22 protein-coding genes and 2 pseudogenes are annotated in these 24,079 nt (G+C 62.3%); 7 read left to right on the top strand and 17 right to left on the bottom strand.

Annotated elements, in window-relative coordinates:
* Window positions 1–14: 14 nt before the first annotated feature.
* Entirely contained in the window at window positions 15–545 is a 531-nt protein-coding gene (locus tag OMP38_RS31050) for a TetR/AcrR family transcriptional regulator (RefSeq protein ID WP_277568500.1), read from the bottom strand.
* Between the two features lie 164 nt (window positions 546–709).
* On the opposite strand from OMP38_RS31050, the gene OMP38_RS31055 reads away from it, so the two are divergent.
* On the top strand, window positions 710–1,591 hold the full coding sequence (locus OMP38_RS31055; protein WP_277568501.1) for a 3'-5' exonuclease: 882 nt from the start codon (window positions 710–712) through the stop codon (window positions 1,589–1,591).
* 133 nt (window positions 1,592–1,724) lie between these two features.
* On the opposite strand, the gene OMP38_RS31060 is transcribed toward OMP38_RS31055, so the two are convergent.
* The 3 genes from OMP38_RS31060 to OMP38_RS31075 form a co-directional block, all read right to left on the bottom strand.
* Entirely contained in the window at window positions 1,725–2,150 is a 426-nt protein-coding gene (locus tag OMP38_RS31060) for a DUF6157 family protein (protein ID WP_277568502.1), read from the bottom strand.
* Window positions 2,151–2,671: 521 nt separating this feature from the next.
* Window positions 2,672–4,699 (bottom strand): putative bifunctional diguanylate cyclase/phosphodiesterase, encoded by a 2,028-nt coding sequence (locus tag OMP38_RS31065; RefSeq protein ID WP_420869784.1) that lies wholly within the window; start codon window positions 4,697–4,699, stop codon window positions 2,672–2,674.
* Window positions 4,700–4,842: 143 nt separating this feature from the next.
* Window positions 4,843–5,076: a hypothetical protein gene (locus tag OMP38_RS31075; protein WP_277568505.1), complete on the bottom strand. Its 234-nt coding sequence runs from the start codon at window positions 5,074–5,076 to the stop codon at window positions 4,843–4,845.
* Window positions 5,077–5,283: 207 nt separating this feature from the next.
* Between OMP38_RS31075 and OMP38_RS31080 the strand changes: the two are divergent.
* Window positions 5,284–6,067: pseudogene (locus OMP38_RS31080) on the top strand (exodeoxyribonuclease III).
* A 292-nt stretch (window positions 6,068–6,359) separates the two neighbouring features.
* On the opposite strand, the gene OMP38_RS31085 reads toward OMP38_RS31080, so the two are convergent.
* The gene (locus OMP38_RS31085) at window positions 6,360–7,067 is read right to left on the bottom strand and encodes a DUF4183 domain-containing protein (protein WP_277568506.1); all 708 of its coding nucleotides are present in this window, start codon (window positions 7,065–7,067) and stop codon (window positions 6,360–6,362) included.
* A 14-nt stretch (window positions 7,068–7,081) separates the two neighbouring features.
* Window positions 7,082–7,381, bottom strand: a complete 300-nt coding sequence (locus OMP38_RS31090) for a hypothetical protein (protein ID WP_277568507.1) — start codon at window positions 7,379–7,381, stop codon at window positions 7,082–7,084.
* A 263-nt stretch (window positions 7,382–7,644) separates the two neighbouring features.
* Here OMP38_RS31090 and OMP38_RS31095 point away from each other — a divergent pair, with 263 nt between their 5' ends.
* Complete coding sequence (locus OMP38_RS31095; protein ID WP_277568508.1) at window positions 7,645–8,055, top strand: DUF4183 domain-containing protein; 411 nt, start codon at window positions 7,645–7,647, stop codon at window positions 8,053–8,055.
* Window positions 8,056–8,128: 73 nt separating this feature from the next.
* On the opposite strand, the pseudogene OMP38_RS31100 reads toward OMP38_RS31095, so the two are convergent.
* Window positions 8,129–8,473, bottom strand: a pseudogene (locus tag OMP38_RS31100) (winged helix-turn-helix transcriptional regulator).
* A 219-nt stretch (window positions 8,474–8,692) separates the two neighbouring features.
* On the opposite strand from OMP38_RS31100, the gene OMP38_RS31105 reads away from it, so the two are divergent.
* On the top strand, window positions 8,693–9,454 hold the full coding sequence (locus OMP38_RS31105; protein ID WP_277568509.1) for an SDR family NAD(P)-dependent oxidoreductase: 762 nt from the start codon (window positions 8,693–8,695) through the stop codon (window positions 9,452–9,454).
* 90 nt (window positions 9,455–9,544) lie between these two features.
* Here OMP38_RS31105 and OMP38_RS31110 read toward each other — a convergent pair whose 3' ends face one another.
* From OMP38_RS31110 to OMP38_RS31140, 7 genes are all read right to left on the bottom strand, one after another.
* Window positions 9,545–10,498: a stalk domain-containing protein gene (locus tag OMP38_RS31110; protein WP_277568510.1), complete on the bottom strand. Its 954-nt coding sequence runs from the start codon at window positions 10,496–10,498 to the stop codon at window positions 9,545–9,547.
* 66 nt (window positions 10,499–10,564) lie between these two features.
* Window positions 10,565–11,437, bottom strand: coding sequence for a protease modulator HflC (gene hflC, locus OMP38_RS31115; protein WP_277568511.1), 873 nt, complete (start codon window positions 11,435–11,437; stop codon window positions 10,565–10,567).
* Window positions 11,434–12,486 carry an FtsH protease activity modulator HflK gene (gene hflK, locus OMP38_RS31120; protein WP_277568512.1) on the bottom strand — a complete coding sequence of 351 codons (1,053 nt, stop codon included), beginning with the start codon at window positions 12,484–12,486 and terminating at the stop codon, window positions 11,434–11,436. The genes hflC and hflK overlap by 4 nt, the downstream gene beginning before the upstream one ends.
* 39 nt (window positions 12,487–12,525) lie before the next feature.
* Window positions 12,526–14,826: a M56 family metallopeptidase gene (locus tag OMP38_RS31125; protein ID WP_277568513.1), complete on the bottom strand. Its 2,301-nt coding sequence runs from the start codon at window positions 14,824–14,826 to the stop codon at window positions 12,526–12,528.
* Window positions 14,819–15,199, bottom strand: a complete 381-nt coding sequence (locus OMP38_RS31130; protein ID WP_277568514.1) for a BlaI/MecI/CopY family transcriptional regulator — start codon at window positions 15,197–15,199, stop codon at window positions 14,819–14,821. The genes OMP38_RS31125 and OMP38_RS31130 overlap by 8 nt, the downstream gene beginning before the upstream one ends.
* A gap of 182 nt (window positions 15,200–15,381) precedes the next feature.
* Entirely contained in the window at window positions 15,382–16,344 is a 963-nt protein-coding gene (locus OMP38_RS31135; RefSeq protein WP_277568515.1) for an aldo/keto reductase, read from the bottom strand.
* 15 nt (window positions 16,345–16,359) lie between these two features.
* Window positions 16,360–17,361 carry a Gfo/Idh/MocA family protein gene (locus tag OMP38_RS31140; protein ID WP_277568516.1) on the bottom strand — a complete coding sequence of 334 codons (1,002 nt, stop codon included), beginning with the start codon at window positions 17,359–17,361 and terminating at the stop codon, window positions 16,360–16,362.
* 126 nt (window positions 17,362–17,487) lie between these two features.
* Between OMP38_RS31140 and OMP38_RS31145 the strand changes: the two genes are divergently transcribed.
* Window positions 17,488–18,327 (top strand): helix-turn-helix transcriptional regulator, encoded by an 840-nt coding sequence (locus tag OMP38_RS31145; protein WP_277568517.1) that lies wholly within the window; start codon window positions 17,488–17,490, stop codon window positions 18,325–18,327.
* A 124-nt stretch (window positions 18,328–18,451) separates the two neighbouring features.
* Here OMP38_RS31145 and OMP38_RS31150 read toward each other — a convergent pair whose 3' ends face one another.
* Complete coding sequence (locus OMP38_RS31150; protein WP_277568518.1) at window positions 18,452–18,835, bottom strand: winged helix-turn-helix transcriptional regulator; 384 nt, start codon at window positions 18,833–18,835, stop codon at window positions 18,452–18,454.
* Window positions 18,836–18,951: 116 nt separating this feature from the next.
* On the opposite strand from OMP38_RS31150, the gene OMP38_RS31155 reads away from it, so the two are divergent.
* Entirely contained in the window at window positions 18,952–19,965 is a 1,014-nt protein-coding gene (locus OMP38_RS31155) for a zinc-dependent alcohol dehydrogenase family protein (protein WP_277568519.1), read from the top strand.
* Between the two features lie 96 nt (window positions 19,966–20,061).
* Here OMP38_RS31155 and OMP38_RS31160 read toward each other — a convergent pair whose 3' ends face one another.
* Together OMP38_RS31160 and OMP38_RS31165 are read right to left on the bottom strand one after the other, a co-directional pair.
* On the bottom strand, window positions 20,062–20,964 hold the full coding sequence (locus OMP38_RS31160; protein ID WP_277568520.1) for an aldo/keto reductase: 903 nt from the start codon (window positions 20,962–20,964) through the stop codon (window positions 20,062–20,064).
* Between the two features lie 48 nt (window positions 20,965–21,012).
* Window positions 21,013–22,482, bottom strand: coding sequence for a carboxylesterase/lipase family protein (locus OMP38_RS31165; RefSeq protein WP_277568521.1), 1,470 nt, complete (start codon window positions 22,480–22,482; stop codon window positions 21,013–21,015).
* Window positions 22,483–22,647: 165 nt separating this feature from the next.
* Between OMP38_RS31165 and OMP38_RS31170 the strand changes: the two genes are divergently transcribed.
* Window positions 22,648–23,460 carry a DUF6492 family protein gene (locus OMP38_RS31170; RefSeq protein ID WP_277568522.1) on the top strand — a complete coding sequence of 271 codons (813 nt, stop codon included), beginning with the start codon at window positions 22,648–22,650 and terminating at the stop codon, window positions 23,458–23,460.
* Window positions 23,461–24,079 lie beyond the last annotated feature (619 nt).

Below are 24,079 nucleotides of genomic sequence, written 5' to 3' on the forward strand. Positions count from 1 at the left end.
GATGGGCGAGCGGTTTACTCGGGATCGCACCACGGAAGCAGCCGCGGGAGCTCTAATATTTGCGAGAGCGCGATGAGAAGTCCCGTGCCGATAAACATGCCGGCCTCGCCGGACGCATTGGGAATGCCCGCCTGCGCAAACCGGCTTCCGACCATCCGATGAATCTCGTCGAACTTCGCCTTCACTTCTTCGCGGATCGCGGGCTCGGGGATCGCATAGGCTTGCATGACGAGAAGGATCTCGTTGCGATGGGTGACGAGCAAAGCCTCGAACGCGCCGCCCATCCGGTGAACCAGCTCCTCGGGCGGACTCTCGACGGCGGAGAAAGCGTGCACCAGCCGACGATAGCCCCGGTCCAGCACGGCCAGGAACAGCTCCTCCTTCGTTCTGAAAAAATGGAACACGTAGGGCTGCGTCACGCCGACGGATTTGGCGACCAGCGCCGTCGTCGTCTTGTAAAAGCCTTGAAGCGCGAACAGCTCGGCGGCCGCGTCGAGGATTTGTTCTTTGCGCGTCGCCGTGGATGCATCGTCCCTGGGTGTCATGTGCCGCAACTCCAAATCAAGTTTATTTATTGATTAATAAATATCATGCGGAGGCTTCCCTTGTCAATACTCTCCCATCTAAATAAGCTTTGGCGGAACGGGAGGGCTTTGCTTTCGGATTTTTGATAAGATAAGGGTATCTGGACATTTCGGAGGTCGCTAACGTGGACTACATCATATTGGATATCGAATTCAACGGACGCAAATTCGCGAGCGAGCTGCCCATGGAAGTGATCGAGATCGGCGCTGTTCGGCTGAACGACGCGTTGGAGACGGTCGACGAGTTTTCGGCGCTTATCAAGCCCGTCTACTTTTCCAAGCTGAACAGCTTTATTAAGAAAAAAACCGGTATCCCTCAGGAGGACATCGATAGCGCGAGCGGCTTCGTGCCGGTTATCCGATCGTTTCTGACGTGGCTCGGACGCAGCGAGTCGTGCCGGTTCGTCACGTGGGGCGGCGAAGACTTCAAGCGGATCGTGCTCGATACGCGCATGCACAAGCTGGACGATGCGTACTGGATGTCCGCCGTCTACTACGACTTGCTCAAGGTATACCTGCGCGGCCGCGGGCTCACCAACGACGTCAGCGTGGAGGCGGCGCTCGAGGAGCTCGGCATTCCGTCCGAGGGCTCGGCCCACCGGGCGCTGGACGACGCGCGGATGACGGCGGAGATCTTCCGCAAGACGTTCGCCGTGCTCGATCCCGAGAAGGACGCGAAGCAGTACAAGGACACGTTCAGCAACGCCAAGGAACGGCGTACGGTCAAGAACGCGATCCGGCTGGCGCAATCGCAGAAGTTCGCGCTGAGCTGGGAGCTGCTGGCGGAGCAGGTGCTCGCCGGCAAGATCGACATCTCCGATCCGCGCAAGGCGGCGGAGCTGAAGGCTTACTTCGAGGCGGAGACGGCGAAGCCGCCCAAGCCGCCCAAGCCGAGAAGCGGCGAGCTTCAAGGCCAACGCCCCGATGGCGGAACTTTTGCCGAGGCGCCGGGCGCGGCGACCGCGGAGACGGATGCAGGCGAACCGGGTTCGGAAGATGCGGACTGACTGACAAATCGGTTGAACCGAATCGTCCGCAAATATAAAAAAGGCTTGAGCCCTAAGACGGCTTAAGCCTTTTTTTTTGCCGTGCATGCGCACCATCCCGGACGGAAACTTGCGGCTCGATCGCCGCGCCACGTCAAGCTTTCTTATTGCGCATTGCCTTGAGCACCTTCACGCCTTCGACCTCGCCGTCCGCGAACCGGCCGTATGCCTCCGACTCCTTGGGCACGAGCGCGACCTTGCCCTCGGCGTTGAAGTGCAGGCCCCAGCCGTACTTCTTCGGCAGCATCGAGGCCCGCATGCAAGCCTTCGGCTTGCCGTAAAATTCGGCCCGCATCTCCGCCTCTCGCGCGTCTCGCTCTTCGGGCGGGAGCCGCTTGTGGCGGACGTAGGTCTCGTAGAGAATCTCTTCCTGCGTGTACGCGTAAGGCTCGCCGGCGATCATGTCGTACTCGATGCCGGGCTTCGTCTTGCCGGCGGCCTTGTCCGGCGGCACAGCGCCATACTCGACGGGACAATCGTCGGACACGGCGATAAAGGTGTTGTAGTAGTTCCATTCCACGGGAGAGTTCCTCCTCTTCAGCGTGCAGGCGCTGCCTGATTCCTTATGGCATGAAAATAACATATCCGGACGCGACATACAATCGGTTCGCAAAGGTCCGGCCGAAAGCGGAAAAAAGCCGTCCCGGCCCCCATCTCGCAATGAGCGCTGAACGGCAAATCCGAGATTCCCCCCCCCCCTCTAATGCGAGATTCATCATAAAAAAACCGCCAGGGCGTAACCCTGGCGATTAGGTTGGACGCGAACCGCAGTTTTTTTGCGGTTGCAGCTTCGAAGATGACCGCCAAACCGGCCTCTATCCGCAGTTTCTGCGGTTGCAGCCCGACTAACCACAGGCCCCGTTGCAATAACCGCGCTTTTCTCGCTTACAGCGAACCGCCGCAGCAGCAACGTTACTTTCCTCGCGCACAGTCCCCTCTCTCGCACCCTTCACCTCAGTAACCGCGCTCTTCTCGCTTACAGCGCAGCTCTGCCGCTGCCCTTGCCTCGCTCGCCTGCAGCGACCGCGACAGCCGGCCTTCTTATCGCGTCGGCGCCAGATAGCCGTCCTCCAGCTCCCCCGCAGGCATCGGCCGGTCGATGTAGTAGCCCTGCGCAATGTCGCAGCGCAGCTCTCGCAGACGATCCATCTGCGCGTGCGTCTCCACGCCTTCGGCGATGACGCGAAGCTCCATTCCCTGCGCCATCTGAATGATCGCCCGCGTGAGCGCCTCGCTTTTCGGATCCGTGGTCAGTTCGGCCAGGAAGCTCTTGTCGATCTTCAATATATCGATCGGAAGCTGCTTCAAATAGCCGAGCGCCGAGTAGCCTTTGCCGAAGTCGTCGATCGCGATGCGGAAGCCCGCCGCCTTCAGTTCGCGCAGCACGGCGATCACCGGCTCCATATCCGTGATGCCGAAGCTCTCCGTAATCTCGAGCACGATCTGGCGCGGATCGCAGCCCGCCTCCCGCACGATGCGGCGGATCGAATCCGCCAAGTCCGGCGCCATGAACTGCCTGGCGGACAAATTCACCGCGATTGCCGGCACCGCCCGCGATGCCCGGTCCCATTCGCCCAGCTGCCTGCATGCCTCCCCGAGCGCCCAGCCGCCGATCTCCCGGATCAGGCCCGTCTCTTCCGCGATCGGGATGAACTCCGACGGCGAGATCGCGCCCAGCTCAGGATGCCGCCATCTCAGCAGCGACTCCATGCCCTCCAGCCTGCCGCTCGCCAATCCGATCTGCGGCTGATAGACGAGCTGGAGCTCCCCGCGTTCGGCCGCGAAGCGAAGCTCCCGCTCCAGCCGAAGCTTGCGCAAAAAAGCGCTGCTGATCCCCTCGTTGAACACCTGCGGCCCCGTGCCGAGCGACTTGGCCTCGTACATGGCCAGGTCCGCGTGCCGCATGAGCGATTCCAGGTCTTTGCCGTGATCCGGATACAGGCTGATGCCGATGCTGGCCGACATGTAAATCTCGTTGTCAGCCCCGTCGAACGGGCGCTCCATCAGCTCCGTGACCCGCCGCGCCGTATCCAGCGCTTCTTCGACGCGCTGCACGCCTCGCAGAACGACGATAAATTCGTCGCCGCCGAGCCTGGACACGACATCATCCGCGCGAACCGCTCGCTTCAGGCGCTCCCCCATTTGCCGCAATACCTTGTCTCCCGCATCGTGGCCAAGCGAATCGTTGACGGACTTGAACCGGTCCAGGTCGATAAACAGCACGCCCAGCCGCTCTCCCTTTCTCCGGCAGCCTTCCATCACGTCCGGCAGCATCTCCTGCAGCAGCGTCCGGTTGGGCAGTCCGGTCAACGCGTCGTAGTGGGCGAGATACTTCAGCTTGTCTTCCGACTGTTTGCGCTCGGTGATGTCCTTGAACATGCCGATGTAATTCGTGACTTCGCCATGCTCGTCGCGCAGCGTCGTGATCGTGAGGAACTCTGGATAGAGCTCTCCTCCCTTGCGCCGGTTCCAGATCTCTCCCTGCCATCTGCCGGTGCTGCGGAGGCTCTCCCACATGCGATCGTAAAAGTCGCGCCCGTGCCTGCCGGACCGGAGCAGCGCGGGCGTATGCCCGCAAGCCTCCTCCTCCGTATAGCCGGTAACGACGGTGAACGCTTGGTTGACGGATAAAATCTTGAGCGCGGTATCGGTGATCATGATGCCTTCGCTCGCGTGGCCGAACACCTGCGCGTGAAGCCTGAGCTTGGAGGCGGCGCTCTTGTATTCGGTTAGGTCGAGGAACATCGCCATATAATTTTGCAGCTGCCCGGCTTCGTCCTTGACCGCGGAGATCGACAGCCATTGCGGGTAAACCTCGCCGTTTTTGCGCCGGTTCCAGATCTCGCCCTTCCATTTGCCGTCGAGATGAATCGCCGCCCACATCCGCGCATAAAAGTCCGGCGACTGACAGTCGGACTTCAGCACGCTAGGCGTGAGCCCGACGACTCTCTCTCTTCGAAGCCCGTAATTCTGGAGAAGGACGGATTCACTTGCAAGATGCGGGCGCGACTGTCCGTGATCATGATCGCTTCCTGCGAATCGCGGTAAATTCGGGCATAGAGGGGCCATAGGGTCTCGTCATGATTCATGCCGTCCGCCAATGCCAAATATCCGCTCATGCCAATGCCTCCCTGATGCCGCGCCCAATGTGGTTTTAACGCGAGGCCAATCCGACCGCGCCGAGCTTTGGCGCCAGCCAAGCGCCCGCGTTTTTAATTTCGAACGTCGCCCCGATGTCTGCGGACAAATTCCTCAAAGCTAGCAACAGGCCGAGTCCCGAGCTGTCCAGGTCCGTGACCTCGTCCATCCGAAGCAAGACGCCCAGAACCCCCCGCCGTTAACTCGGGGAACAGCCTGTGCCGAAGCTCGACCGCTTCGGCTACGCCGATCCTGCCGGACAGCGCGATCGCGACCGTACCGTCCTCTCGCCTGATATCGCACTTCATGACGAACCTCCCGCGGGCGTCGACAGCCGTGTGACCCGAACCGACAGACACCGGCATATTTTGGTGACTTTTTCTTATATACACCGAGCTGGCGGACGCTGTATGTGACATTTATCACACTGCTGATTCTTCCAATCGACATGGATCGGCGGCAGCAGGTAGAATTGTAGCAAGAGCGTGTTCGCTAAAGGAAAAGGAGTCGGAAAGATGAAACTGGCGTCATGGAACGTGAACGGGCTGCGTGCCGCGGTGAATAAAGGGTTTGGCGTGTACTTCGAAGCGCTGGACGCGGACCTGTTCTGCGTGCAGGAGACGAAGCTTCAAGAGGGCCAGCTTAGTCTGGACCATGGAGAGCGGTACGGCCAATATTGGAATTACGCGAAGCAAAAGGGGTACTCGGGCACCGCCGTATTCACGAAGCGCAAGCCGCTGTCGGTGCGGTACGGGATCGAGGAGGACGCCGAAGAGGAGGGCCGGATTCTGACGCTGGAATTCGAGGGTTTTTACCTGGTCAACGTCTATACGCCTAATGCCCGCCGGGACCTGTCGCGGCTGGAGATGCGCATGACATGGGAGGACCGCTTCCGCCGTTATCTGACGGGGCTGGATGCGGTCAAGCCCGTCGTCGTCTGCGGCGACCTGAACGTCGCGCACGAGGAGATCGACCTGAAAAATCCGAAGCCGAACCGCGGCAACGCGGGCTTCACCGACGAGGAGCGCGCCAAAATGAGCGAGCTGCTGGACGCGGGGTTCGTCGATACGTTCCGCCACCTGTACCCGGACCGGGCCGACGTGTACTCCTGGTGGTCCTACATGCCCGGCGTCCGCGCGCGAAACGTCGGATGGCGCATCGACTACTTCCTCGTATCCGCGCGGCTCGCCCCCCTTCGTGCGGGAAGCGTCGATCGACTGCGCCGTCATGGGCAGCGACCACTGCCCCGTGCTGCTGGAGCTGGACGACAGCGTGTGGGACGGCATCGGGCAGAAGTAGTCTCGGTTGGGAACCAATTCGCTTTGACGCGTCGTTGGGTCGGCCGGGTAGTCTCGGTTGGTAACAAACTCGCTTTGACGCGTCGTTGCGTCGGCTTGGTAGTCTCGGTTGGGAACCAATTCGCTTTGACGCGTCGTTGCGTCGGCTTGGTAGTCTCGGTTGGGAACAAATTCGCTATGACGCGTCGTTGGGTCGGCTTGGTAGTCTCGGTTGGGAACAAATTCGCTTTGACGCGTCGTTGGGTCGGCTTGGTAGTCCCGGTTGGGAACAAACTCGTGCGGCCTCCAGCTGCCTAGCTGCCCGTGATCTTGACGCTAAGGCTGACGATCTGCACCATGATCGGCGTGCCTGCGAAAAGCGTCGTACCGGCGGGATCGATCGTCACGGACGTAGGCGTCAGCGTGTAGATGTCCTGTTCTTGGGGCACGCCATTCAGATACAGCATCGAGTAAGCGCTTGGACCGAGCCCTTCGAACGCAGCGGCGGGCACGCCGTTTACCGTGAATTGTCCGGCACCGATCGTGATCGGGCCGCTCGCGGCTTGTTCCAGAAAAGCGAGATACAGCGCGTTGCTTGGCAAAACGGCGATGTCCGCGGGAAGCGGCCCTGCCGGTCCCGGGGGGCCTATGGGTCCTGTCGGACCGGCAGGGCCTATGGGACCGGTCGGACCGGGAGAGCCGACGGGGCCGGTCGGCCCAATTGCGCCGGCGGGGCCGGCGATTCCCGGCTGGCCGCTCGCACCGGGGGCACCATCGGGGCCTGCAGGTCCAGGCGGGCCAATCGGACCGGCCGGGCCGGCGAGACCTGTCGGATCCGACAGATTGGCCGGAGCAGGCGGGTCTGCCGGATCGGGCGGGTCTAGCGGAGCAGGCGGGTCATCCGGAATGGGCGGGTCTATAGGAATAGACGGATCGGCCGGATCGGCCGGATCGGCCGGATCGGCCATGCCTAGCCGGCTCAGCGGCCCTGCCTCCCCATGAATGACTCGCTTGCCTTTCAATCCCGCAATGCCTTTCAGAGCGTGCCGGCCCAGCCGCCCTCTATCCCCAGAAGATCGGGGAACGACTCGCATGCCCTTCGCGCCTTCTCCGCTAGGCCTCGCCCTGCGTCTGCGCGCGCCCGTTCGGGCCGGGCGATTGCCTGGCGTCCCGCTCTTCGGACGCTCCTCCCGCTTTTTTCTTTTTTCCGCAAAGGTCGCCCCGAATCGCCGCCTTCGCTGCCGACCGTGCCGCGTGAGCGGCTTCGGCGCCTGCGCCGGTATGCGCGGGCGTCTGCCTTTCGAGCCTGCTTGCAAACGATGCGGGACATCTCCATCGGAATCCTCCTTCTATGCGGATTGCCGCATGCCTTCCCATCCGCTTGCGACGACAGCCTCGTCTTGCCGATAGCCTATCATATGCCGCGCCGGCCGATGCGACTTGGGCCGTTGGCCGGACGGCCCGCGATTTGCATTGCTTTTTCCGCAAGTTGAGCCGCTTGACGCAGTCGAAGCGCCGTACCGCATTCGCTCGCGATGCATGTACTGTTAAAAGGCCGAGCTGCGAACGCAATTTTCTCGGCCGGAGGAGGTGAATGAGATGCCCGTCATTAAACCTGTGATCGTCGCGATCGCCAGCAACCCCGTGGCGACCGGAGGCGTCATCTCGACGACCGTCAGCCCCACGGTGGACCGCTACTACGCCGCGGTGACGGCTGCCATGATCGTAGGCGGCGTGACCACGATTCCGGCAGGCAGCTTTCTCGACGACGCCGACGGACCCGTGACCACGCTGCCCGAACCCCCAGCCAACGGCTATTACAACGTCTATGTCAACGGCACGCTGCAGCAGGGCGGCCTGTCGACGTTGACCGCCGCCAGCTTAGTGCTGGCGACCGGGGACCTGACCGAAGGCACGCCCGTTCTGCTCGAGGTCAGCAGCTTCGACGGCGCCTCGACGATGACGACGCCGCCGACCATCTCGGCGCCGACGATCACGATTATCTCCTGATCCAGAAAGAGCAAGAAGGCCGGCACCCTTATGGGGCCGGCCTTCCTGTTCTCATACGGCACGGCGTCCGCCGTCAGCGCTTCTCCTTAAATTCCAGATGCATGTATCCCCATCCGCACATCGCGGAGAGCACCTGGCCTAGCGTCTTGCCGTGATCGGACAGCGCATATTCGACCTTCGGGGGGGGATCTCCGCGTAAACCCGCCTGTCGATGAGGCCGTCGCGCTCCAGCTCCCGCAGCTGGTTCGCCAGCATGCCTTGCGTGACGTCCGGCAGCCGTCGGCGCAGCTCCCCCGAATCGCTTCGTCCCCTCCTCGAGCAGCAAAAACAAGATCAAAGGCTTCCACTTGCCCCCGATCGCGCGCAGCGTCGCCGATATCCCGTCGGTGGCAACTTCGCGCCGCTTGTCGTCGGTCATCGTCGGCGCCCCTTTCGCTACTAGCTCTGAACATGTCTTTTTTCCACTTTAGCAGAGGACGGGGAGGAGCGGTAGTGGCCCGCCGGCCGAGCGGTCTCCGGGTCAGTACGGTTTAACGGACTATGTACGAAAAAACGGCGTACTGTGCAGCCGGATGCGCGCGGTCCATAATGAAAGAGCCATCCGGATGAGCGATAGACGAAGGAGAGAACGCAACAGATGAACATTTCGTTAAAAGGCAAATCTGCCCTAGTCACAGGCGCGAGCCGCGGTATCGGACTGGCGTCCGCGAAGCTGCTGGCCGAGTCGGGGGCCGGCGTCGTGGCCGTCGCCCGCAGCGCGTCGGACGAGTTGAACATACTCGCCGCGGCGTATGACGTGCATCCGGCCGAAGCGAACGCGTCGACGAGCGAAGGGGCTGCGGCGGCTGTCGAAGCCGCCGTCTCGCGATACGGCAGACTGGATATTCTCGTCAACAACATCGGCGCCACGGACGCACGCGCGGGGGAAGGCTTCCTTAAGCTGTCCGACGACGACTGGACGGAGATGTTGGAGGTCAATCTGATGAGCGTCGTGCGGACGACCCGTGCTGCCCTTCCGCATATGCCGCCGGGAGGCGCCATCGTCAATATTTCGTCGATGAATGCGGTCATGCCGAACGCGCGCATCATCGCTTACAGCGCCTCTAAAGCCGCGGTGACGAACTTATCGAAAAATCTGGCCCTTGCCTACGCGCCCCAGGGCATACGCGTCAACACCGTGGCGCCGGGCCCGACAGAGACGGCGATGTGGGAGGCTCGCCTGCCCGCCGATGAGGAAGAAAAGATCCGGATGGCCAAGGAAATCGGCATCGCTGTCGGCCGGTTCGCGCAACCTGAGGAGATTGCGGAGCTCGTCGTATTCCTCGCTTCCGACCGTGCTTCGATGATTACGGGCGCGGATTATATCATCGACGGCGGCTTGGTGAAGACGATTCACTAAGGGTATAGGCGGTAAACGCAAAGTAAAGAAGGTACGGCCGCCTCCAAAAATGGAGGCACCGTACCTTCTATATTTAAGCCTTCCTCGATGTCAGGGACCGATGAATTGCTGCGTCCAATAGCTGTGGTAATCGGAATCCGTGTAGTAAGCGTACCCGATGCCGATCTGGGCGTAGTCGCCGAGCATGTTGGCAAGATGTCCCGGGCTCCGCTCCCATCCGGCGACGACGGCCTGGGGCGTCTCGTGACCCGCGGCGATATTCTCGGCCCCCGCCCGGAACTGGATGCCCTCATCGCGCATCATCTCGAACGGGTCGCCGTAGGTTGGCGATTCGTGATCGAAATATCCTTGCTCGCCCATATCCGCGGACTTCAGCCACGCGACGAGCGACAGCTTCGCGTTAAGCGCGAACGGCTTGGTCTTGCCGTGCCGCGCGCGCAGGTCGTTCGTCCGGAAAAAGACTTCGATCTCCTCATTCGACAGCCGGAACAGCTCGCCCGACAGCGCGTACTGCTTGAACGTCATCTCCTGCGCCGCGCCCGCGTCCGGCTGCGAGATGACGGCGGTCTTGGAGGCCTGCCGCCATTCAAGCGCATGACCCGTCAGCTCCGCGCTCGCCCGCAGCGGAATCATCGTGCTGTCCGACAGGAGCTGCGCGGCCACGTCCAGCTTCACGACGTAGTCGGACGTCTTGCCGGAAGCGTCCGTCAGCGTCCGCTGCACGTACGGCGAGCCGATTTTCAGCTTCAGCACAGTTCCGCCGCCCTTCGCCTCCTGCATCGTCGCCGTCACGATCCGCGCGTCCGGGTCCCACGCCATGCGCGCGCCCATCGCTTCGAGCAGCGCGCGTGCGGGCACGAGCATGCGCCCCGCCTGGATGACCGGCACCGCCTCCGCGAAGACGACAGGCTTGCCGTCGACGATCGCGTTCGCGGCGGCCCCTGCCGCAGACACGGAACCCGCGCCTCCGGGGGCCGGCGCCGCCAGCCCGACCGCCAGCAGCAGCGCCAGTCCCGCTTTGCTCGTCGTACCGTATCGCCTCATCCGCATCGCCTCCCTCTGTGGTGTCTATTTACCCGTATGCCAGAAGGCTCTACCCGAATCGCGCCTTTACCGCTCGCCCAGCAGAATCCGCGTATACGGCGAATCCGCGGGCAGCATGATGACCGGCTCGCCCTTGAACGTCGTCGTGTAGCTCTGCAGCGTGCGGTACAGCTTGTAGAACTTCGGATCCTTGCCGTACGCCTCGTTGTAGATGCGCGCCGCTTCCTTCTCTCCCTCGGCAACGATCTTCTTGGCGTCCGCCTCGGCCTGCGCGATGAGCTCCTGCGCCTGACGGTCCGCGTTGGACGTCACCTTGCGCGATTGCTCGTCGCCCTCGGACAGGTAGCCGGCCGCGATCGACTGGCGATCCGAGATCATCCGGTTGTAGACGCTCTGCTTGTTCTCCTCGGGCAGATCCGTCTTCTTGATGCGCACGTCGATGATGTCGATGCCGTAGTTCTGATTCGCCGCGACGTCCTTGACGATCTGGGTGATCTCGTCGTTGATGTCGCCCCGCGCCGTCGTTTCGCTGATGATGCTCCCGTATTCGATCTCGGACAGCTTGCGCCGCACCGCGTTGTAGACGGCGTCGCCGATGCGCCCCTCGGCCGCCGACACGGTCTGCAGCGAGCGCAGGAAGCGGTGCGGGTCGGAGATGCGCCATACCGAATAGTTGTCGACGATGATCGGCTTCTTGTCCTTGGTCAGGATCGTCGTCGGCTGGCTGTCGTAGATGCGTTGGTACTTGGGGAGCGTGCGCACGGATTCGATGAACGGGATTTTAAAATGAATGCCGGGGGACTGATGGATGCGCGTCGCCTCGCCGAACTTGAGCACGACCTTGTACTGTCCCTCGCCGACGACGAACATGGAGCCGGAGAGGAGAATGATAAGCAGCAGCGCGCCGACGCCGGTCAGGATCCATTTGCGGGTGTTCATTGTCCGGCACCTCCCTGGTTAGGCTGCGTCGTAGCGCCGCCCGTACCGCCCGAAGTCGTCGATTTGGCGCCGCCGTTCTTGAGGAAGCTGTCGAGCGGCAGGTAGTTCACCGTGTCCCCGCTGCCGTCGGTCACGATAACCTTGGCATTAGGCAGAATCTGCTCGAGCGTCTCGAGCACGAGGCGGTCGGCGGTGACTTCCGGATTTTTAGCATATTCATTGTAAACGGCATTAAATTGCGCCACGTCGCCCTGCGCGTTCAGGATCCGCGACTTCTTCTGCGCCTCCGCTTGCTCGATGAGCGCCTGCGCCTCGCCCCGCGCCTTGGGCAGCCGGTCGTTCACGTACTTCTGCGCCTGGTTGATCTTCGTGTTCTTCTCCTCGCGCGCATTGGTGACTTCCTTGAACGCCGTCTGCACCTGGCCCTCGGGCGGCTCGATGTCCTGGAACTTCAGGTCGATGATCTGGATGCCCGTGCCGTACTTCTCCTGGATCTCCTCCAGCTTCTTTTTGACGTCGGTCTGGATGACCGTCTTGCCCTCGGTGATCGCGTAATCCAGCTTGGTCGCGCCCATCACGGAACGAATCGCAGCGCTGGCCGAATTCCGCAGGAACTGCTCCGGATCGTCGATGTTGTACAGATAATCGCGGATGTTGGCGACCTTCCACTCGATGACCGCGTCGGCGGACACGATGTTCTCGTCGCCCGTAATCATGAGCGCCTCGGACTCGACCGGCGTCACCTTCCCGCCGCTGTCCTCGCGGTAGCCGATGTGCAGCTTCTGCGTCAGGTTGGCCGGCACCTTCACGACCCGCTGGATCGGCGAAGGCAGCTTGAAGTGCAGGCCCGACTTCTCCTGCGTCGCCGTATACTTGCCAAATGTCAGGATCGCCGCCTGCTCCTGCTCCTGTACCGTGTAAAACGTCGTCGAGCCAAACCAGATCAGAATGACCGCCGCGATGCCGATGGCGATGAGCCGCCACGTTCGCTTGGGCAGCTTGGGCATCTGGTAAACCCTTTGCGTATTGCCGCCTTGAAAGACTTCCATGCGCAATCCCCTCCCATGTGTGTGTAGGAGTACATACGCTTAAAGAAGGAAGCGGTTGCTATGGATTGCGGCGAGCGGCCTCCCCCGGCAGTCCTCTATCTCCGCATGGCCGCGGCGATTTCCTGGGTCAGCGCGCTCTGCAAGTCGTCCAGGCCTCTGAAAAAAAGCCATATAATAAATGCCATCATGGCCCCAAATATAATAGGTGTGGCTCCGCTCGTCCGTTTGACCTGTGCCGGTCCCGTACGGATCGAACGAGCGCTTCTTATCCCTGAAGACCGTCACATCTATGCCGCCCGCATCCAGATGATCCGTCGACGGGAGTTTAGCGCCGTCTATCAGAGGGGTGCGGCTCTGGTACAGACTCACGTATTCGTTCCAATCGCCGATCGGCGTATAAGTGCTCTCCAGCGCGTCGCCCGGCGGACGGAAGTAGAAATCCGTATTTTGGTCGTACGGCCTGAGAAGCATGGCGTCGCTCAGCTGTAAGCGGCCTTCTTGCAGCCCGCGGGGCAACCTCGGTTCAAACCCGATTATCTGCTTCGCCGCCGCCAAGTCCTCCTGGTCGTATAGGGGGAAAGAGTTGCCTGCGCCGCTGTAGTCGGCTTCGCGAAGCTGCTCGGGCCTAACGAAGGACAGAAGAACCCGGTCGCGCTGCGCGTCGGTCAGATTGAGCCAATGCTGCGGCAGACCTTCCTCTTTCGTATGGTTCTCGCTGAAGTAGTCGATGGCATACCAAACGCCCTCGTCCTGCCAGATGAAGCTCTTGGCGCGCTCCGGCAAGTGCCAGGCGTACGTCTGGACCTGCGTCGCCAGCGTGCCCTGGATGCCGGCGAACACGGCGGGCTCCTGCTTGTAGGCGATCGGCTCAGCCTTTCCCCAGGTCGCGGGGGCCAGGGTGCGCTTTTCCCACCCCGGCTGCTGCCTGTATTCGCCGCGCAAATCTCCTGTCGAAGCTTTGATCTTGAACCGCACGACCTGATCTGTGCCGTAGCCGGATTGGAACGACAGCGTCACCGACTCGTCCGTTTTATCGCGAGTCCGCTGAACAACCTCGACATTTTCCAACGCATAGCCGGACGGTACGGCACCCGGCACCTTAAAGGCAAAAGATGCGAAGGCGCGTGCACGCTCCAGGTTGCTGAACCACTTGTACCGGTCCATCAGCCTTACGATGCCGAGCGAGCCGCGGCCGTCGTCCTGTGCCTCAGCCCTCGACTTTGAGCTCAGGAGCGGCGGAGAAGCCATGGCGAGCAGCATCGCGCCCGAGACGAGAACCAAGACGAGCGAGAGAAAGGTCAACCGGTACGAGCCGTTGCGGAAATCGGCGATCATCGTAATTCTCCGTCTCAGCTCTCCTCGTTTTTCCGGGAAGAGCGAGAACGAGATGCCTGGCGACGGCTTACCGGCGAACCGCCTGGACAACCGGAGCAGCGTCGTGCCGTAGGCGGAGGTTTCACGTTCGCCCAGCATAGCGAGTACGCCTGCATCGCAAGCGATCTCCCGATCCGCTTTCATGCCTCGTATCGCTATCCATACGGCGGGATTAAACCAGTTGACGGCGGCAGCGAGCATCCAGAGGGCACTGAGCCACAGGTCTTTGCGCTTGAAGTGGATCAGTTCGTGCAACAGAATATGCGAGAGCTGGCGGGCATCCGATTGAGCCGCCAAGCCCCGGGGCAAATAGATGGCGGGCTTCAACAAGCCATAGAGACACGGCCCGGCGAGTCGGTCATGCTCGTAAACGGCGATCGCACGGCGGATGCCCAGCCGTTCGAGGCATGCCTGGAGCACCGCGCGCACTTCCGGATCGGCGATCGGTACGGAAGCTGTCATCCGCCGGCGATAGCGCAGCCCGGCGATTGTGCCGATCAGGATGAACGCCAGACATCCGCCGGACCAAGCAAGCGAACCCGCCAGCAGCCAAATGTCGGACGAAGAAGCGGCCCTCGAAGCCGGCTTGGGCTCGCCGGAAGCCGCATCCGCTTCTGGAGCATGCGCGACAGTGCCGGAAATCGCAGCAGCATTCTCCGAAGCCTTATGCGGAGCCGAGTCGACGGGCTTGACCGACGCTTGCGCAGTCGGCTCCATCCGCGCTCCGCGCTCGCCCTGCGCCAGATGGGGAACCCATTGATACAGGTTGAGCGGATTGTCCGGCACGACCGGAACGAGCAGCTTGACCAGCACCAACAGCCAGACGAGCGACATGATGCGCGGACGCAGACGCATATAAGTCCATCTCCGCATGAGCAGCACAAGCGCGATGAGCGCCATCGCAGCCAAGGACGACTGCAGCAGCAGGAGGAAGGCCGATTCCGGCGCCCTCAAGTCGCTAACCATCTTTCCTCTTCTTGTCGAGCAGCTGCTGGAGCTGCTCGATATCGCTTTCGGACAGCTTTTCATCCTCCAGAAACTTGGCGCACATCAAACCGACGGCCCCGTCGTAGACCCGGTTCAGAAACGACCGGTTTTCCGCCTTCATATACTGGTCGCGTGTAACGATCGGGTAGTACAGGTAAGTGCGGCCCGTCTTCTCGAACCGAATCGCTTCTTTATTGAGCAGACGGTTCAGGAAGGTTTTGATCGTCTGGTCCGACCAGTCCGTTTGATGCTGCAGACGTTCGATAATCTCTCCCGCCGACAGCGGCTCCTTTTCCCATAGCAGCTTCATCACCGCTCCCTCGGCCTCGCTGATGCGTATATGCTCGCTCATGACGGCTCCTCCTCTTCGTTTACGTATGTAAATGGTACAATAAGATTACACGCGTAAACAATCCATGTCAAGAGAGGCGCAGACGGTAAAGAAGACGCAGCGTCGCTACAAGACGAATGCGAATCGCAACGAAAAACGGGATGAAGCGAGTATGTGCTCGCCTTCATCCCGCTTTCCGAATACTAGTGCGCGATGCCCCAAACTGTCAGACCGTCTCCCGCTTCAAATCCAGCCAATCCATCTCCGCCCTCGTCAGCGCGAGACGCATCGCTTCGTCGCACGAGCGGAGCTCCTCCGCGTTGCGGGCGCCGATGAGCGCGCATGCGGGGGAACGGCTGGTTCAGCACGTAGGCGAGCGCGATCTGGATCGCGGTGACGCCCTTGTCCGCGGCGAGCCGCTCGGCGCGCGCGAGACGCTCCCAGTTGTCGTCGCTGTAGAACACGCGCACCAGATCGGCGTCGCTCCGGTCGTCAGGTGAGAAACGCCCGGTGAAAAAGCCGCGCGCCTGCGACGACCAGGAGAGCAGCGGAAGCTGGTGCTTCTCGTGCCAATCGATGGTCGCTTGGTCTGCGGAGACCGCGTCCTTCCAGTACGGCTCTTTGGCCTTCGCGAGGCTCAGGTTCGGGCTGCTGAACGTGAAGCCGACGAGGCCGTGCGCCGCGGCATACTCGTTGGCCTCTTGCAGTCGTTGCCACGTCCAGTTGGAGCCGCCGATCGCCCCGATCGCGCCGGATTCGATATGCGCGTTAAGCGCCTCCACGATAACGCCGACCGGAACGTCCGGATCGTCGCGATGCAGCGCGTACAGCTCGATATGATCCGTCCGGAGCCGCTCGAGGCTTACCTTCAGATCGTCTGCGATCGCCTGCTTGTTCACGCGCGGGCCGTTCTGGTCATGGTGCGCGCCTTTGGTGAGGATCACGATCCGGTCCCGGTTGCCGCGTTCCTCCATATACCGGCCCAACACCTCTTCGCTCTGTCCGCCGCAATAGATGTGCGCGCTGTCGACGGCGTTGCCGCCGAGCGCCAGGAAGGCGTCCATATTCGCGGCCGCCAGCTCGTACGAATGATGGTAAAAGTAGTCGGTCCCTTTGATCAGTCGGGATACGGGCAAGCGCAATCCCGGAATGTCGATGTACTCCATTCTTGCAGCCTCCTCTTATGAAATGACGATGCGCGCGCGTTGGGAAGCCGACCGCAGCACCGCGTCGATGACCTTCATGTTGCGCACCGCGTCTTCCGGCCCGAACGCCGGCGCCTCGCCGTCCAGGACCGTCCTGGCAAATTCGTCGCCTTGCAGCGCATATTGGTTGCCGCGCGGCACCTCGATCTCCCGTCTGCCGTCCTTGGAGACGACGAAGAAATTGTATCCGCCGTCCGGTCCCGAGACGAACGCCGACGGCACCTCAATGCTCGCCTCTGTGCCCAGTACCTCGAGCGTATTGCGAAAGGACGCCCACATGCCGCAGTCGAAGGTCAGCCCCACGCCGCCCGCGAACTCGACCAGCCCGGATGCCGTCATATCGACGCCGTCGTGCTCGGGCGAGAAGAACGCATGCGCCGTCGCCGCCTCCGGCTCCTGCCCGAGAATGAGCCGCGCCGCGCTGATCGGATAACAGCCGACGTCGTACACCGAGCCGCCGCCCCAGTCGCGCCGGTACCGGATATTCGTATGGTTTGCCGCGTTGTTGAAGGTAAAGGTACCGTGAATGCCCCGCACCTCGCCGATCTCTCCCGCCTCGACCATTTGCCGGATGAGCCGGTAGCGCGGATGATGGCGGTACATGAACGCTTCCGCCAGATGCACGCCCTTGTCTTGGCAAACTTCGACCATGCGCGCGGCTTCGGCCGCGTCCAGCGCGATCGGCTTTTCGCAAAGGATATGCTTGCCCGCCTCCGCGGCGCGGATCGTCCACGGCAGATGCAGATGATTCGGCAGCGGTATGTAGACCGCGTCGATCGTATCGTCCGCGAGCAGCGCCTCATAGCTGCCGTAAGCGCGCTCGATGCCGAGGCGCTCCGCCGTCTCCTTGGCCTTGTCCGCATCCCGGCTCGCGATGGCCGCGACGACGTTCCGCTCTGACTGCTGAAGACCAGGTATAACCGCCCGAACCGCGATGCCCGCGCACCCGAGAATGCCCCATTTCAACTTGCGTTCCATTTGACCGCCGCCTCCTTGCTTATGCTTGATTGATAAGATATTGTCAGTATAATAACAACCAAACAAAATGAAAATGACAGCTTATTGACCATCATTAGAACAATATTGTCACCGAGGAGACGGACTGTGAGAAGACAAGCGCATCTGCTGACGCTGGCCGGAAGCCCGTATCTCGTCATGCCTGAATCGGTGGGCGCCTACCGCGATTTCCCCGACCATTCGGTGCTGCGGGAAGCCGGCGTGCTCAACAATTTCAACATCCATTATGTCGCGGCAGGCAAAGGCTACGCGGAGACCGAGACGGGCGTGCACGAGCTGCGGGCCGGCGACGCCGTCCTGTATTTTCCGCTGCAGCGGCAGCGCTACTATAGCAGCGAGGACGAGCCGTGGGACGTGAGGTGGGTTCACTTTTACGGGGAGGAACTGCGCGACTACCTCGTGCGCCTTGGCTTCCATCAGTCGGCGGTATGGTCCCTCCGGCACCGGGAAGCCTGGGAAGCCGCGCATCTGGCGCTTCTCGAGGAAGCGGAGACGCATCAGCTGCTGCGTCCGGTCCGCCTGTCCATGCTGACTTACGCCCTCTTCTCGGAGTTCGTGCAGCAGGCCGTCCCCGTCTCCGACGTCAAATCGGCGGGCACCGACCGCCGCATTCTGGACCTGCTGCCCGACATGCAGCGGGAGGCTTGCGCGCCCTTCATTCTCGAAGATTGGGCGGCGCGCGCTGGCGTGAGCCGTCATTATTTTTGCAAGCTGTTCCGGCAGGCGATGGGCTTCTCGCCCATGGACTTCGTCACCCGCTGCCGGCTGCAGGCGGCCAAGCAGTGGCTGCTCGAGCATCCGACGCTGCCCGTCGGGCGCATCGCGGAGGACGCCGGGTATCCGAGCGCGAGCTATTTTAACAAGCGTTTCAGCGCGCATGAGGGCGTCACGCCGACGGAGTACCGGCGGCTGTTCGGGAAGGCTTAGGAGGATCGCAAAGATCGCAGCCCGGATGAACGCCCAAGCTGCAACGCACAAAGGCCGGAAGCTCCAACGAGGCGTTCCGGCCTTTTTTTTGCGCAGACGCAGTTCGAGATCCGCTTCCCGTTCGTCAGCCGTGCGAGGCGTCTTGATCTTGATGCTCGGCATAGTACGCTTCCCGCGCCTCGCTAACGGACGCATAGTGTGCCGAAGACCATTCCTTCAGCATCCGCAAAAAGGGAAGAAGCGTCATGCCGAGCGGCGTCAGCGCGTATTCCACGGCGGGCGGGACGACAGGCGTTACTTTTCGAACGACAAGGCCGTCGCGCTCCAGCTGCTTCAGCGTCTGGGTCAACATTTTCTGCGAAATGTCCGCAATCCGGCTCTTGATCGTGCCATACCGGCTCGTTCCGTCTTCCAGGGCGTAGATGACGAGCGCCGTCCATTTGTTCGAGACGATCTCCAGCGCCCGCCTGTAGCTGCATTCCGCGATCGAGATATCGGGTTCCCTCACGCCGCTGCCTCCTTTACGCACCTTGAGGTTCGCATGCCACGTCAAAGTGCCTTCTTACTTAATTTTAGTAAATCAATTATGGTATGTCTATTCCCATCTCAAGGAGAGTGGCATTCATGAAAGCATATGTCGTTCGAGGCGGCTTCGGCCTTGATCATGTCGTACAGGTCGACCGTCCGATTCCCGAGCCGGGTCCGGGCCAAGCGCTCGTCCGACTCAAGGCGTTGTCCTTGAATTCCCGCGATATCGGCGTCATCGAGGGCTTCTACAATCCGGAACGCACCGAAGGCCTGATTCCCGTATCCGACGGCGTCGGCGAGATCGTCGCCTTGGGCGAAGGCGCGGCCCGGTTCAAGCTCGGCGACCGCGTCTGCGGCATCTTCACGCAGAGCTGGATCGACGGCGAGCCTACCCCGGCGAACTGGACGTCGACGCTCGGCAGTCCGCTGAACGGCCTTCTGGCCGAGTACGCGATGCTGCCGGAGGAAGGGCTCGTCCGCGTCCCCGATCATCTGAGCGACGCGGAAGCCGCGACATTGCCGTGCGCGGCCGTCACCGCCTGGCATGCGGTCGTCGAGGAAGGACAGGTGCGCGCCGGCGACACGGTCGTCGTGCAGGGTACGGGAGGCGTCTCCATGTTCGCGCTGCAATTCGCCAAGCTTCAGGGCGCGCAGGTCATCGTCACCTCCGGCAGCGGCGAAAAGCTCGAACGCGCGCTGGCGATGGGCGCCGATCACGGCATTCTATATACGGAAAAAGCGGATTGGGAAAACGCGGTGCTGGCCTATACGCAAGGGCGCGGCGCGGACCATATCGTCGACGTGGGCGGCGCGGCGACGCTGAACCGGTCGGTAGCGGCGCTGAGGGTCGGAGGCAGGATCAGCATCGTCGGCTTGCTGTCCGGCGCGGCCGTCGAAGATTTCGCGATCGTCCCCGCCATTCTAAAGAAGGCGAGGCTGCAAGCGATTAACGTCGGCAGCCGCGCGATGTTCGAATCGATGAACCGCGCGATCGGCCATAACGGACTGCGTCCGGCCATCGATAGCGTATTCCCGTTCGACGAGGCGGTCGAGGCGCTTCGGCGCTTGAAGACGGGATCGTACTTCGGGAAGATCTGCATTACGCTTTAAATCAATGCCATCCGCATGGGAGCGTTCGTTCAGAGCGCGGCAGGGAGGGGGCGGCTACGTTCATCCCCCAGCGACAGTCCTTAGCCCCCGCCGGGATCAGCGATGCAGCGCGTAGCGGTTCGCCTTGCTCACGCCGCGGATCGCCTCGAGCTCCGCGTCCGAGAGCGGAGGCGCCTCGGCGGCCGCGAGGTTCTGCAGCAGCTGCTCGCGGCTGCTCGCTCCCGGGACGGCGGCGGCGACCGCCGGATGCCCGAGCGAGTAGCGGATCGCGAGCTGCGAGAGGCTGCGCGCCGGCGACGTCAGCCGATGCAGCGCGCCGCGCAACGCGACCAGCTCGTCCAGCTCGTAGTCAAGCACGCCTTTCGCCGGCTCGCGGCCGTTCGCCAGCGCCCCGCTCGCTACGGGTCCGCGCGCGATGACGCCGATCCCCTTTTCCGCCAGGAGCGGCAGTACGGTCTCTTCAGCCCGGCGGTCGACGATGCTGTACTGGTTCATGACGCTCGCGATCCCCGAGCGCGCGGCATACTCGCGGATGACGTTCGGCCGGATCGAGGAGATGCCGTACGCCCGGATGACGCCCTCGCGCTTCAGCTGCTCGAACGCCTCGATCGTGTCGTCGATCGGATCGTCCAACGTGCCGCCGTGCAGCTGGTACAGGTCGATATAATCGGTGCCGAGCCGCTTCAGGCTATCCCGGACCGCCGACAGAATATAGGACTTGGAGGCGTCCCAAGTCCAGCCCTCTTGGCCCGGCACGCGCCGGTTGCCTACTTTGGTGGCCAGCACGACCTGCTCGCGCCGGCCGCTGATCGCTTTGCCCACCAGCTCCTCGTTGCGTCCGCCGTCGTACAAATCCGCCGTATCCAGCAGCGTGACGCCGCGATCGAGCGCCTCCCCGATCAATGCGACCGCCTTGGTCTCCTCCGTGCCCAGCGACATGCAGCCGAGGCCGATCTCGCCGACGTACAGTTCGGAAGCGCCTAACCGATTTTTCTTCATAAATCCGATCTCCTCCCTTTATTCAAGTTCAACGCCCTTTACGCCCTTTTACAGGCCGAGCTGCGCGCGCTTGCCTGCGGCCGGATCGGATACGGCCTCCGGCGCATCAGCCGCCCCGAAGATCATCGTCATCCGCTCCGGCTCCCCATAGGCCGGCCACGCCAGCTTCGCCGTATCCGGCGATCCCGCCTTCGCAAATGCTAGCCAGGCAGCCTGCATCTCCCCGGCCAGCCGCCATGCGTCCGGCCCCAGCGTCGCACCCAGCTGCCGCTCCAGCACCTGCAAATTGCCGAAGACAAACACGATCTCGCGTGTATGAACCGCCCGCGCCAGCGACGGATGAACGGCCGAAGTCCAATCGAACCGGTACATCCAGACCGGCGCATGACGGGCCTGCGCGTGGGCGAGCCGCACCGCGGCGCGCCAGAAAAACAGATCCGTCATCAAGTCCGCCTGCCCTTGGGCCGTATGCGGATAAGAACGAACGAGCGATGCCGCGTCGACGATGTCCGTCATGAGCTCGACGCCCAAGATCGCGCCTTCGAGGGGCATAGGCGCGGCGCCCGGGCGAATGAAGTATTCGCCTTCGTCCCTGTTCGTGCCGACGAGCAGCGACACGCCGCTTGCCGCGCCCGCCCGAACCGCCTCGAGGGGCTCGACCGGCAGCGTGGCCGCTTCGACGACCGGCTGAAAGAGCATCGCCGGCCCGCCGCCCAGCATGCGTCCCATTTCCTCGGCCGCTTGCATGATGGCCGACGCGGGAAGCTCCTTCAGCAGATGCGCGTCGGACCTCTCGATGCCGAGCAGCAGCAGGATGCCCGCCGCGACCTGCTCGGCTTGCTCCGCCGGCAGCGTCTGCGCGGCCCCGCTCTGCAGGATCGCCCGCGCGAACAGTCCCTTCGCGCCTGGCATCGCGAGCAGCGCGGCGATGCTCATCGCGCCGGCCGACTCGCCGAACACGGTGACCTGCGCCGGATCTCCGCCGAACGCGGCAATCTCGGCGCGGATCCAGTTCAGCGCCGAGATCTGGTCGAGCAGCCCCGCGTTGGAGACGAAGCCCTCTCCGAGCGGCGCGAGATGAAGAAACCCAAAGGGGCCGAGCCGATAATTAACCGTAACGGCGATCACGCCTTGGCGGGCGAGACATGCGCCGTCGTAGGCCGAATCCGCGCCGGTTCCGGTAACGAACGCGCCGCCGTGAATCCAGACCATGACGGGCAGCGGCTTTTTGGTTCGTTTGGCGGGCGCCCATATATTTAAATACAAACAATCCTCGCCGGGAGGCGGCGCGTCCGCCGGAAGGCCGTACTTCTCCGCGGGCTCGCCGGGCTGCAGGCACGGCGGGCCGAACGTTTTGGCCGGCCTGAGGCCTTCCCAAGACGCCGGCCGCTCTGGCGCCGCGAATCGCCGCTCGCCGGCCGGCGGCCTCGCGTAAGGAATCCCTTTCCACGTCCTCGCGCCGTTCTCCGCCCGGCCTTCCAACCATCCCGAGCTTGTCTTGATTCGCAAGTCGTCCACAGGCGCGCACCCTTTCCTGTCAACCTTTCCTTATCTTATTATCAACGCTGGCGAAGTGATTTTCCAGTCGCCGGCCCAAGCCGATGACGGCGAACTTCATACGCTGTACCACATGGACCAAAGCCGGCAAACGGCCCCCGTGAGCGGAAAGGAGTGGCGAGCCACATGGCATCAACCAAATCGGGCGCAGGAAAGACCGGCCCTCGCATCGACGTGCTGATCCCCGCGATCGAAAAGGACCTTGGCACCCTGCCGCACGTGATCGACGGCATTCGCAAGCAGGTGAAGCATCCGATCGCCAGCTTCATGATCGTCTCGCCGAACAGCGAGCGGATCAAGGCGCTCTGCCGGAGAAAAGGCTGCAAGTTCGTCGACGAGCGGACGGTGCTGCCGATCGGCAAGAAGGATATCCGCTACGGCACGAAACGCTGGAATCGCGCGGGCTGGCTTTATCAGCAACTGCTGAAGCTCGCGGGCAGCAAGCTTGGCGCGGCGGGCCACTACCTCGTCGCCGACGCGGATACGGTGCTGATTCGGCCCCACCGGTTCGTGACGGGCGGCCGGCCGGTCTTTTACTGCCGGAGCTGGAGCCAAGGCGAATACTTCCGCACGTACCGCAAGCTGCTGGGCACCAAGGCTTCCGCCCCCCGTTCTTTCGTCACGCACTATATGCTGTTCAACAAAGCGAAGGTTAGGCAGTTGAAGGGGACAATCGAAGCGCGCCACGGAAAACGCTGGTATAAGGCGATCATCGGCAGCATCGACAAGACCCGGCAATTCGGTTTTTCCGAATTCGAGACGTACGGCAACTTCCTGCACGGCCGCAATCCCCGCGGTATCGTCATGAAGTCCGCGCTGAACAAAAGCCTGCACGCCTCGTTCTCCTCGCTGTCGCCGGCTCGGCTGCGCAAGCTCGCGGGGAAGTACCGCTCGATCTCCTTCCACAAGCGGAAAATCTATTCGAGGCCCGGCGTGTAAATGCATGCTCGACGGCAGCCCAGGCGCGATGCGCTTGGGCTGCCGTTTATTGGCGTGCCTTCGCAGAACATGGGCGCTGTTCGCCGGTTATGAGATCAGCTGCACAAGGCGCTAATAGCGCGATTCACAGGCTTCACCCGCTTGCGGAGGCCGGATGAGGCGCAAACGCGTTTATCGGCTGCCTGATACCGCTTCCCGAAGCAGAGATAAGGCGCAAATGGCATGATCCGCGGAACTATGCTGCGCGCAAAGGCAGAGATAAGGCGCATATAGCATTATTTGCGGAATAAAGCTGCTCTCGTGTGCCGAGATAAGGCGCAAATGGCATGATCTGCGGACTAAAGCTGCTCGCGTGTGCCCAGATAAGGTGCAAATGGCATGATCTGCGGACCTACGCTGCGTGCACAGGCCGGGATAAGGCGCAAACGGCACTAACGGCAAACCGGCACCGTGGGAGAAGGGCTACCGGCACGTCACCTGGCCACCGGCACCGGCACGTCACCTGCCCGTCCCCTGTCCGTCCCCCGCGATTCCCCCCGCGATTCCCCCCGCTTTCACAAGCTTGATCAATCCCGCCGTCTGGGCTACGATACTTGCGAGGCAAGCGCCTCCCGCGGAC

It is taken from the genome of Cohnella ginsengisoli (assembly GCF_029525555.1).
GTDB lineage: Bacteria > Bacillota > Bacilli > Paenibacillales > Paenibacillaceae > Cohnella > Cohnella ginsengisoli.

Bases quoted from the DNA above. Each gene is read 5' to 3' on its own strand.
- OMP38_RS31050 (WP_277568500.1), bottom strand. From the start codon at position 545: ATGACACCCAGGGACGATGCATCCACGGCGACGCGCAAAGAACAAATC.
- OMP38_RS31090 (WP_277568507.1), bottom strand. From the start codon at position 7,381: ATGGAGATGTCCCGCATCGTTTGCAAGCAGGCTCGAAAGGCAGACGCC.
- OMP38_RS31170 (WP_277568522.1), top strand. From the start codon at position 22,648: ATGGCATCAACCAAATCGGGCGCAGGAAAGACCGGCCCTCGCATCGAC.
- OMP38_RS31155 (WP_277568519.1), top strand. From the start codon at position 18,952: ATGAAAGCATATGTCGTTCGAGGCGGCTTCGGCCTTGATCATGTCGTA.
- OMP38_RS31140 (WP_277568516.1), bottom strand. From the start codon at position 17,361: ATGGAACGCAAGTTGAAATGGGGCATTCTCGGGTGCGCGGGCATCGCG.
- OMP38_RS31110 (WP_277568510.1), bottom strand. From the start codon at position 10,498: ATGAGGCGATACGGTACGACGAGCAAAGCGGGACTGGCGCTGCTGCTG.
- OMP38_RS31095 (WP_277568508.1), top strand. From the start codon at position 7,645: ATGCCCGTCATTAAACCTGTGATCGTCGCGATCGCCAGCAACCCCGTG.
- OMP38_RS31125 (WP_277568513.1), bottom strand. From the start codon at position 14,826: ATGGTTAGCGACTTGAGGGCGCCGGAATCGGCCTTCCTCCTGCTGCTG.
- OMP38_RS31065 (WP_420869784.1), bottom strand. From the start codon at position 4,699: ATGGCCCCTCTATGCCCGAATTTACCGCGATTCGCAGGAAGCGATCAT.
- hflC (WP_277568511.1), bottom strand. From the start codon at position 11,437: ATGAACACCCGCAAATGGATCCTGACCGGCGTCGGCGCGCTGCTGCTT.
- OMP38_RS31130 (WP_277568514.1), bottom strand. From the start codon at position 15,199: ATGAGCGAGCATATACGCATCAGCGAGGCCGAGGGAGCGGTGATGAAG.
- hflK (WP_277568512.1), bottom strand. From the start codon at position 12,486: ATGGAAGTCTTTCAAGGCGGCAATACGCAAAGGGTTTACCAGATGCCC.
- OMP38_RS31075 (WP_277568505.1), bottom strand. From the start codon at position 5,076: ATGAAGTGCGATATCAGGCGAGAGGACGGTACGGTCGCGATCGCGCTG.
- OMP38_RS31160 (WP_277568520.1), bottom strand. From the start codon at position 20,964: ATGAAGAAAAATCGGTTAGGCGCTTCCGAACTGTACGTCGGCGAGATC.
- OMP38_RS31135 (WP_277568515.1), bottom strand. From the start codon at position 16,344: ATGGAGTACATCGACATTCCGGGATTGCGCTTGCCCGTATCCCGACTG.
- OMP38_RS31105 (WP_277568509.1), top strand. From the start codon at position 8,693: ATGAACATTTCGTTAAAAGGCAAATCTGCCCTAGTCACAGGCGCGAGC.